The sequence below is a fragment of the Sphingomonas sp. genome (assembly GCF_036387595.1).
In the GTDB taxonomy this organism is placed as follows: domain Bacteria; phylum Pseudomonadota; class Alphaproteobacteria; order Sphingomonadales; family Sphingomonadaceae; genus Sphingomonas.
This window is the reverse complement of record NZ_DASVTL010000015.1, coordinates 1-7,422: the sequence shown is the minus strand read 5'-3', so window position 1 is coordinate 7,422 and position 7,422 is coordinate 1. Positions and strand designations below refer to the sequence as shown.

Below are 7,422 nucleotides of genomic sequence, written 5' to 3'. Positions count from 1 at the left end.
GAAATCGATGATCGGGAAGCCGATCATCGAGCCGCCTTCCGCCGTCTCGCGCATGCCCTTCTCGACCGAGGGGATATATTCCTTGGGAATATTGCCGCCCTTGATCTCGTCGAAGAACTGGTAGCCCGAGCCACGCTCGCCAGGAACGACCGTCACCTTCACGCGGCCGAACTGGCCGGAGCCGCCCGACTGCTTCTTGTGGGTGTAGTCGATGTCGACCTTCTTGCCGAGATATTCGCGGTACGCCACCTGCGGTGCACCGACGTTGGCCTCGACCTTGAACTCGCGCTTCATGCGGTCGACCAGGATCTCGAGATGGAGCTCGCCCATTCCCTTGATGATGGTCTGGCCCGATTCGGCATCCGACGACACGCGGAACGACGGATCTTCGCGAGCGAGACGGTTGAGCGCGACGCCCATCTTCTCCTGGTCGGCCTTGGTCTTCGGTTCCACCGACAGCTCGATCACCGGCTCGGGGAATTCCATCCGCTCGAGGATGATCGGCGACTGCTGCGAACACAGCGTGTCACCCGTCGTGGTGTCCTTCAGCCCCGCGAGTGCGACGATGTCGCCCGCGAATGCCTCCTGGATATCCTCACGGCTGTTCGCATGCATCAGCAGCATGCGACCGACCTTTTCCTTCTTGTCCTTTACCGAATTGAGCACGACCGACGCGGTGTCGAGCTTGCCCGAATAGATGCGGGCGAAGGTCAGTGTGCCGACGAACGGATCGTTCATGATCTTGAACGCCAGCGCCGACATCGGCGCATCGTCGCGCGGCGGGCGCGAGTCGGTGGTCTCGCCGTCGAGCTTCAGGCCCTCGACGTCCTTGATGTCCAGCGGCGACGGCAAATAGTCGACGACACCGTCGAGCAGCGGCTGCACGCCCTTGTTCTTGAACGCCGACCCGCACAGGACGGGAACGAACGAGAAGTTCAGCGTACCCTTGCGGATCAGCGCCTTCAGTTCGGCCGTGGTCGGCTCGGTGCCTTCCAGATACGCCTCCATCAGCGCATCGTCCTGCTCCACCGCCATCTCGATCAGCTCGCTGCGCGCAGTCGCTGCGGCATCGGCCATCTCGGCAGGGATGTCCTGATATTCGAACTTCGCGCCGAGCGACTCTTCGAGCCAGATGATCGCGCGATTCTCGACCAGGTCGACCAGGCCCTTGAACCCGCCCTCGATACCGATCGGCAGATACAGCACCGCCGGCCGCGCGCCAAGGCGGTCCTTGATCATAGACACGCAGCGCTCGAAGCTCGCACCGGTACGATCGAGCTTGTTGACGAAGCACATCCGCGGGACGTGATATTTCTCGGCCTGGCGCCACACGGTCTCGGACTGCGGCTCGACGCCGGCAACGCCGTCGAAGCAGGCGACCGCCCCATCGAGCACGCGCAGCGAACGCTCGACTTCGATCGTGAAGTCGACGTGGCCGGGCGTATCGATGATGTTGATCCGGTGATCGTTCCAGAAGCACGTCGTCGCAGCCGACGTGATCGTGATCCCGCGCTCCTGCTCCTGCTCCATCCAATCCATCGTCGCGGTGCCTTCATGCACTTCGCCGATCTTGTAGGACTTGCCGGTGTAATAGAGGATGCGCTCGGTCGTCGTCGTCTTGCCGGCGTCGATATGCGCCATGATGCCGATGTTGCGATACTTTTCGAGCGGATGGCTGCGGGCCATGACGGTGGTCCTTCGGACTAGAGATCGATGTTGGTGTAACAGCCCTTAAGGGGCGAGATATTTCAGAAGCGCAAGCGCAGCAGCCAGCAACGCGGCACCGCCTATCAGCGCCTGAACGACGATCGCCCAAGGGGACAACATTTTGTCCCGCTCAAGCTTGTATTGCTCGGCCAGTAGCTTGTAGCGTTCCGCCGACAGCTTCGCTTCCTCAGCCGTCAGCTTGTTCGCCTCCGCCCGCAGCTTGCGGGATTCCGCCTCGAGCCGCGCCGATTGACGGTTCAGTTCATCAATGGACGGTTCGGGTGCAGTCGCCATCGCCGTGTCTCCTACACCCGATATAACGCCTTACCAGCGATAATGCGAGAAGGCGCGGTTGGCTTCGGCCATGCGGTGGGTGTCTTCGCGCTTCTTCACCGCGTTGCCGCGGTTGTTGGCGGCGTCCATCAGTTCGCCCGACAGCCGCGCGGCCATCGTGTTCTCCGAGCGCGAGCGCGCCGCGGTGATGAGCCAGCGGATCGCGAGCGCCTGGGCACGCTCGGGGCGAACCTCGACCGGCACCTGATAGGTTGCACCACCGACGCGGCGCGAACGCACTTCGATGCCCGGCTTGATGTTGGTCAGCGCATCGTGGAACACGCCCAGCGGATCGCGCTTGGCGCGGCTCTCGACGGTCTCCATCGCGCCGTAGACGATCAGCTCGGCGACGGACTTCTTGCCGTCGTACATGACGGAATTCATGAACTTGGAGAGCACCTCATCCCCGTATTTGGGATCGGGAAGGATGATGCGCTTTTCGGGGCGGCGACGACGTGCCATTTCAAATTCCTTCTAAACTTCAGCCTGGTGACGACACAGAGCCGCCGGCTTACTTCGGACGCTTGGCGCCGTACTTGGAGCGGCTCTGGCGGCGATCCTTGACGCCCTGCGTATCGAGAACGCCGCGCAGGACGTGATAGCGGACGCCGGGAAGGTCGCGCACGCGGCCGCCACGGATCAGGACCACCGAATGCTCCTGGAGGTTGTGCCCCTCGCCCGGAATGTAGCTAATGACTTCGCGCTGGTTGGTCAGGCGGACCTTGGCCACCTTGCGCAATGCCGAGTTCGGCTTCTTCGGGGTCGTGGTGTACACTCGGGTGCACACGCCGCGCTTCTGCGGGTTGGCTTCCATCGCAGGCACCTTGGACTTGGCCTTCTGCGGGTCGCGGCCCTTTCGGACCAGCTGGTTGATCGTCGGCATTGAAGCCTTCACCTTTCAAATGGTTACTTTGCTGGAGCCGTGCGGCGCCCCTGCGAAGCCTCGAGACTCCGCGAATACAGAAAAGGACCACCGGTGCAGCATCTCGCCGCCCCTTGGCCCTGGAATGCATCCAGCAATGTTCAATCGGCCGGCAGGATCGAAACCCGACCGGACGGGCGCGCTCATACGCCCCGACTCGCTCGCGGTCAACGGTGTGCGGTGCGGACGCGTATTCGGCCTTGTCTCGCGCCGGCCGCGACGGTAACGGGAGCGCCGATAGGGGTATAGCTCAGCTGGTTAGAGCGTCGGTCTCCAAAACCGAAGGCCCTCGGTTCGAATCCGAGTACCCCTGCCATGCGGCTGCGGAATGCCCTGCGGCTATTCACCGATGAACCGCCCCGGCCGCCGCTCCGCCACCGCGCGCACCCCTTCGGCAAAGTCCGCCGTCCGCTGCAACCAAGCCTGTTCCGCCAGTTCGTGGTCGGTCTGCGCCAGCACCAGGGCGTGCAGGTCGCCGCGCATCGTCGCGCGCGTGGACCGCACCGCAAGCGGCGCACCCGCGGCGATCTCCTGCGCCAGCGCCAGTGCCACAGAATCGAGAGCCTCGGCCTCGACCAGCTGGTCGACCAGCCCCCAACGCTCGGCCTCCTCACCCCTGATCCGCCGCGCGGTCAGCGCCATCAGCAGCGCACGCTGGCGCCCGACAATGCGTTCGAGCACCGCGGAGATGCCGAACCCGGGATGGAATCCGATCTGCACGAAATTCGCCACGAACCGCGCCTGCGCGCTTGCGACGCGAAAATCCGCGACCAGCGCCAACCCCAGCCCCGCGCCCACCGCGCTGCCCTGAATCGCCGCGACCACGGGCGTCTGAACCGCGAACAAGGCTGCCGCGGCGATGTAGAAGGGATTGCGCGCACCCTCCGGCTGCGGCGCGGCGACGGGGTTCGCGTTGACCAGGTCGGCACCCGCACAGAACACCCTCCCCTCCGAACGCAATACGATCGCGCGCACGCCGGGGTCCGCATCGGCGGCGGCGAAGGCCACGCCGATCCCCTCGATCAGCGCCAGGTCCGCGAAATTATGTGGCGGGTTCGCAAATGTGATGATGGCGACATGGCCGTCGCGGCGGGTTTCCACGGTCATCGCTCTCCTGTACCGCGGTGCGGGGGCCGCGGTCCACGGCCAAGGAGAGGCGATCATGCGCTGGATGATGATGGCGGCGGCGCTTGCGGCGAACGGCGCGGCGGCCGCGCAGACGCCGGTGACCGCGCCGGGTCAGAATCAACAGGCGGCGCAGCGCGCGGGCGACTATCCCTTCCAGCTGTTCGTGCCACTGGGCTATGACGTGGACACGCGTGTGCGCTGGCCGCTGATGATCTTCCTCCACGGATCGGGCGAGCGCGGCGCCGACCTGGCGCAGGTCACCAAATGGGGACCACCGCACGTCATCGCCGCGCACCCCGGCACGCCGATGCTCATCGTCTCGCCGCAGCTTGAGGCAGGTGGCGACTGGGACGTGGCGAAGCTCGATCGGCTGCTGGCCGACGTCCGCAAGCGTTACCGCATTGACGACACGCGCCTCTATCTGACCGGACTGTCGCTGGGCGGCATGGCGACGTGGCGCTGGGCGCTCGCGCGGCCTGGCCTGTTCGCCGCCATCGCGCCGGTGGCGGCCATGACGCCGACCCAGGACGCGTGCAGGCTGAAAGACCTGCCGGTCTGGGCCTTCCACGGCGATGACGACGGCGCAGTGCCGGTACGCGGCGATTTCGAGATGGTCGAGGCGATCCGTGCGTGCGGCGGATCGGTCAAGCCGCGGTTGACCGTCTATCCCGCGATGGATCATTTCTCCTGGGTGCCCGCCTATGACGATCCCGCCTTCTGGCGCTGGATCGGCGAACAGCGCCGCCCTTCCCCTGCTCGATAGAAGGATCGACCCATGCGTGAAGCCGCCATCGTCGCCACCGCCCGCACCGCCATCGGCAAGGCGTATCGCGGCGCGTTCAACGCCACCGAGGCGCCGGTGCTCGCCGGCCATGTGATGAACGCCGCGGTTCAGCGGGCGGGGATCGACCCGACCCGGATCGACGAGATCTTCTGGGGCGTCGGCAATCAATGGGGGACGCAAGGCGGCAATGCGGGCCGCATGGCGGTCTTCGCGGGCGCGCTGCCGCACTCGGTGCCCGCGTTCACGCTCGATCGCAAATGCGGCTCCGGGCTGACCGCGGTCGCCTTGGCGGCACGCTCGATCATCTGCGACGAGATCGACGTGGCGCTAGCCGGCGGGATGGAGTCGATAAGCTACACCGTCACCAAGGATGCACCGCGCTTCGTCAACGAAAGCGTCACCGCCAACGTGCCCGCCGCCTACATCCCGATGATCGAAACCGCTGAGATCGTCGCCCAGCGCTACGGCATCAGCCGCGAAGCGCAGGACGAATATGGCGCGCGCAGTCAGCAGCGGGCCGCCGAAGGCATCGCGAAGGGCGCCTTCGCCGAGGAGATCGTGGGCATCACCGTCGACAAGGCGATCCTCGACAAGGCTGGCACGCGCACCGGCACGCAGACGGTGACGATCACCCAGGATGAAGGCATCCGCCCCGGCACGACCGCGGAGGCGCTGCGCGGACTGAAGACCGTATGGCCGGGCGGCGATTTCAGCGGTCCCGGCACCAGCGTCACTGCGGGCAACGCCAGCCAGCTGTCGGACGGAGCCTCGTGCCAGCTGCTGATGGACCGCAAGACCGCGGAGGCCGAGGGCAAGGACATTCTCGGTATCTACCGCGGCTTCCAGGCGACGGGGTGCGCGCCCGACGAAATGGGCATCGGCCCGATCTTCGCCATTCCCAAGCTGCTCGACCGCGCCGGACTGTCGGTCTCCGACATCGGCCTGTGGGAACTGAACGAGGCGTTCGCGTCGCAATGCCTCTATTGTCGCGATCACCTCGGCATCGACCCCGAGAAGTATAACGTCAACGGCGGCGCGATCGCGGTGGGGCATCCGTTCGGAATGACCGGCAGCCGGCTTGTCGGCCACGCCCTGATCGAGGGACGCAAGCGCGGGGTGCGCTATGTCGTGGTGTCGATGTGCACCGCGGGCGGCATGGGCGCAGCGGGGTTGTTCGAGATCGTCTGACGGGCGCTGGCGCGTCGGCGCAGCGACGGCGCCGGTCGTGCACCGCACGAGCGCCCGGCACGGACGGAGGGCCGCCCCGCTGGACCCTTCCGACGGCGGCTTTGCCGTCGTCCCTCCAATCAAAGGAACAGCACATGGCCACCCTCATCACCGGCGCCTCCTCAGGCCTCGGCGAAGGTTTCGCGCGAGCGCTCGCAGCAGAAGGACACGACCTCATCCTCACCGCGCGGCGCAGCGACCGGCTCGAGTCGCTGGCCACAGAACTGCGCGCCGCCCACGGAGTCGCGGTGCACGTCCTCCCCGCCGACCTGGCGGACCCCGCCGCACCCGCTCGCCTGGTGTCCAACATCGCCGCGGCAGGACTAAGCGTCGACACGCTCATCAACAACGCAGGCTTCGGCGCACGCGGCAGCTTCGCCGAGATGGCGATCGAGGGCCAGCTCGGCCAGATCGACGTCAACTGCCGCGCGCTGGTGGCGCTCAGCCACGCCCTGCTACCGGGGATGATCGCGCGCGGGACTGGTGCCATCCTCAACATTGCCTCGACCGCCGCGTTTCAGCCGGGGCCGTGGATGGCGGTCTATTACGCCAGCAAGGCCTTCGTGCTGAGCTTTTCCGAGGCGCTGCACGAGGAAGTGGCGGCAAACGGCATCCGCGTCACCGCGCTCTGCCCCGGGCCGACCCGCACCGAATTCGCGCAGGTCGCGGATATGGGCGACAGCGAACTGTTCAAGCGCCTCGCCAGCGATCCCGCAGCAGTGATCCGCGACGGCCTGTCCGCGCTGAAAGCGAACCAGGCGGTGAAGATCTCGGGCTGGATGAACACCATAATGGCCGACTCCCTCCGCTTCACCCCCCGCGTCCTGGCCCGCCGCATTGCGGGCGCGCTGCAGAAGGCACGGGGGTGACCGGGTGGGGCCGCCGCGGTCTGCTCGCCGCAGTTATGACGCGGCGTTGCGACACCGGCAGACCCGCGCATGATCGTCGATGGTGGGTTTGGTGTGAGAACCGACCGGTTGTGACACAAGCGGAATGCGGACCTCAATCAGCCAATTGCAACGGCTCTACGAGCTAGGCTTGTCTTCAGGGTTCACCACCCAATAGCTTCTTCCACTGCCTGTTCGGTCGACAAACAGATGGTGATCTTTTCGGGCTATTGCGGTCATAGCAGCACGTGCGGCCTCACGGACGGACGCATCTTTGTCGTCCAGTGCCGCCTTTAGAGTCGGATGACATCAGGCTGACCCGTATCCGGAGTTGACGAGATATTTTCGGCATTCTGAGGCGGAGAATGTATCGAGGAGTGTGCCGACGCGGCGCCATGTCGCCTCGTGGGATCGCTCGGCTGCCTTTCGCATCA

8 protein-coding genes, 1 tRNA gene and 1 pseudogene are annotated in these 7,422 nt (G+C 65.8%); 4 read left to right on the top strand and 6 right to left on the bottom strand.

What is annotated here, in order from left to right:
- The 4 genes from fusA to rpsL form a co-directional block, all read right to left on the bottom strand.
- Positions 1–1,686, bottom strand: a 1,686-nt coding sequence (fusA, locus tag VF643_RS00755; RefSeq protein WP_331041449.1) for an elongation factor G, incomplete at its 3' end; no start/stop codon positions are given.
- 45 nt (positions 1,687–1,731) lie between these two features.
- On the bottom strand, positions 1,732–2,001 hold the full coding sequence (locus VF643_RS00750) for a hypothetical protein (RefSeq protein ID WP_331041448.1): 270 nt from the start codon (positions 1,999–2,001) through the stop codon (positions 1,732–1,734).
- Between the two features lie 30 nt (positions 2,002–2,031).
- On the bottom strand, positions 2,032–2,502 hold the full coding sequence (gene rpsG / locus VF643_RS00745) for a 30S ribosomal protein S7 (RefSeq protein ID WP_331041447.1): 471 nt from the start codon (positions 2,500–2,502) through the stop codon (positions 2,032–2,034).
- A 49-nt stretch (positions 2,503–2,551) separates the two neighbouring features.
- Positions 2,552–2,923, bottom strand: a complete 372-nt coding sequence (gene rpsL, locus VF643_RS00740) for a 30S ribosomal protein S12 (RefSeq protein ID WP_010164594.1) — start codon at positions 2,921–2,923, stop codon at positions 2,552–2,554.
- 278 nt (positions 2,924–3,201) lie between these two features.
- On the opposite strand from rpsL, the gene VF643_RS00735 reads away from it, so the two are divergent.
- A tRNA-Trp gene (locus tag VF643_RS00735) sits at positions 3,202–3,278 on the top strand.
- Between the two features lie 23 nt (positions 3,279–3,301).
- On the opposite strand, the gene VF643_RS00730 is transcribed toward VF643_RS00735, so the two are convergent.
- Positions 3,302–4,069 carry an enoyl-CoA hydratase/isomerase family protein gene (locus VF643_RS00730; protein ID WP_331041446.1) on the bottom strand — a complete coding sequence of 256 codons (768 nt, stop codon included), beginning with the start codon at positions 4,067–4,069 and terminating at the stop codon, positions 3,302–3,304.
- 55 nt (positions 4,070–4,124) lie between these two features.
- Between VF643_RS00730 and VF643_RS00725 the strand changes: the two genes are divergently transcribed.
- From VF643_RS00725 to VF643_RS00715, 3 genes are all read left to right on the top strand, one after another.
- Complete coding sequence (locus VF643_RS00725; RefSeq protein ID WP_331041445.1) at positions 4,125–4,853, top strand: hypothetical protein; 729 nt, start codon at positions 4,125–4,127, stop codon at positions 4,851–4,853.
- 12 nt (positions 4,854–4,865) lie between these two features.
- Positions 4,866–6,062, top strand: coding sequence for an acetyl-CoA C-acyltransferase (locus VF643_RS00720; protein WP_331041444.1), 1,197 nt, complete (start codon positions 4,866–4,868; stop codon positions 6,060–6,062).
- A gap of 134 nt (positions 6,063–6,196) precedes the next feature.
- Positions 6,197–6,970, top strand: a complete 774-nt coding sequence (locus VF643_RS00715) for an SDR family oxidoreductase (protein ID WP_331041443.1) — start codon at positions 6,197–6,199, stop codon at positions 6,968–6,970.
- 327 nt (positions 6,971–7,297) lie between these two features.
- Here VF643_RS00715 and VF643_RS00710 read toward each other — a convergent pair.
- Positions 7,298–7,422: pseudogene (locus VF643_RS00710) on the bottom strand (IS630 family transposase); the annotation flags it as partial.

Bases quoted from the DNA above. Each gene is read 5' to 3' on its own strand.
- VF643_RS00750 (WP_331041448.1), bottom strand. From the start codon at position 2,001: ATGGCGACTGCACCCGAACCGTCCATTGATGAACTGAACCGTCAATCG.
- VF643_RS00720 (WP_331041444.1), top strand. From the start codon at position 4,866: ATGCGTGAAGCCGCCATCGTCGCCACCGCCCGCACCGCCATCGGCAAG.
- rpsG (WP_331041447.1), bottom strand. From the start codon at position 2,502: ATGGCACGTCGTCGCCGCCCCGAAAAGCGCATCATCCTTCCCGATCCC.
- VF643_RS00715 (WP_331041443.1), top strand. From the start codon at position 6,197: ATGGCCACCCTCATCACCGGCGCCTCCTCAGGCCTCGGCGAAGGTTTC.
- VF643_RS00730 (WP_331041446.1), bottom strand. From the start codon at position 4,069: ATGACCGTGGAAACCCGCCGCGACGGCCATGTCGCCATCATCACATTT.
- rpsL (WP_010164594.1), bottom strand. From the start codon at position 2,923: ATGCCGACGATCAACCAGCTGGTCCGAAAGGGCCGCGACCCGCAGAAG.
- VF643_RS00725 (WP_331041445.1), top strand. From the start codon at position 4,125: ATGCGCTGGATGATGATGGCGGCGGCGCTTGCGGCGAACGGCGCGGCG.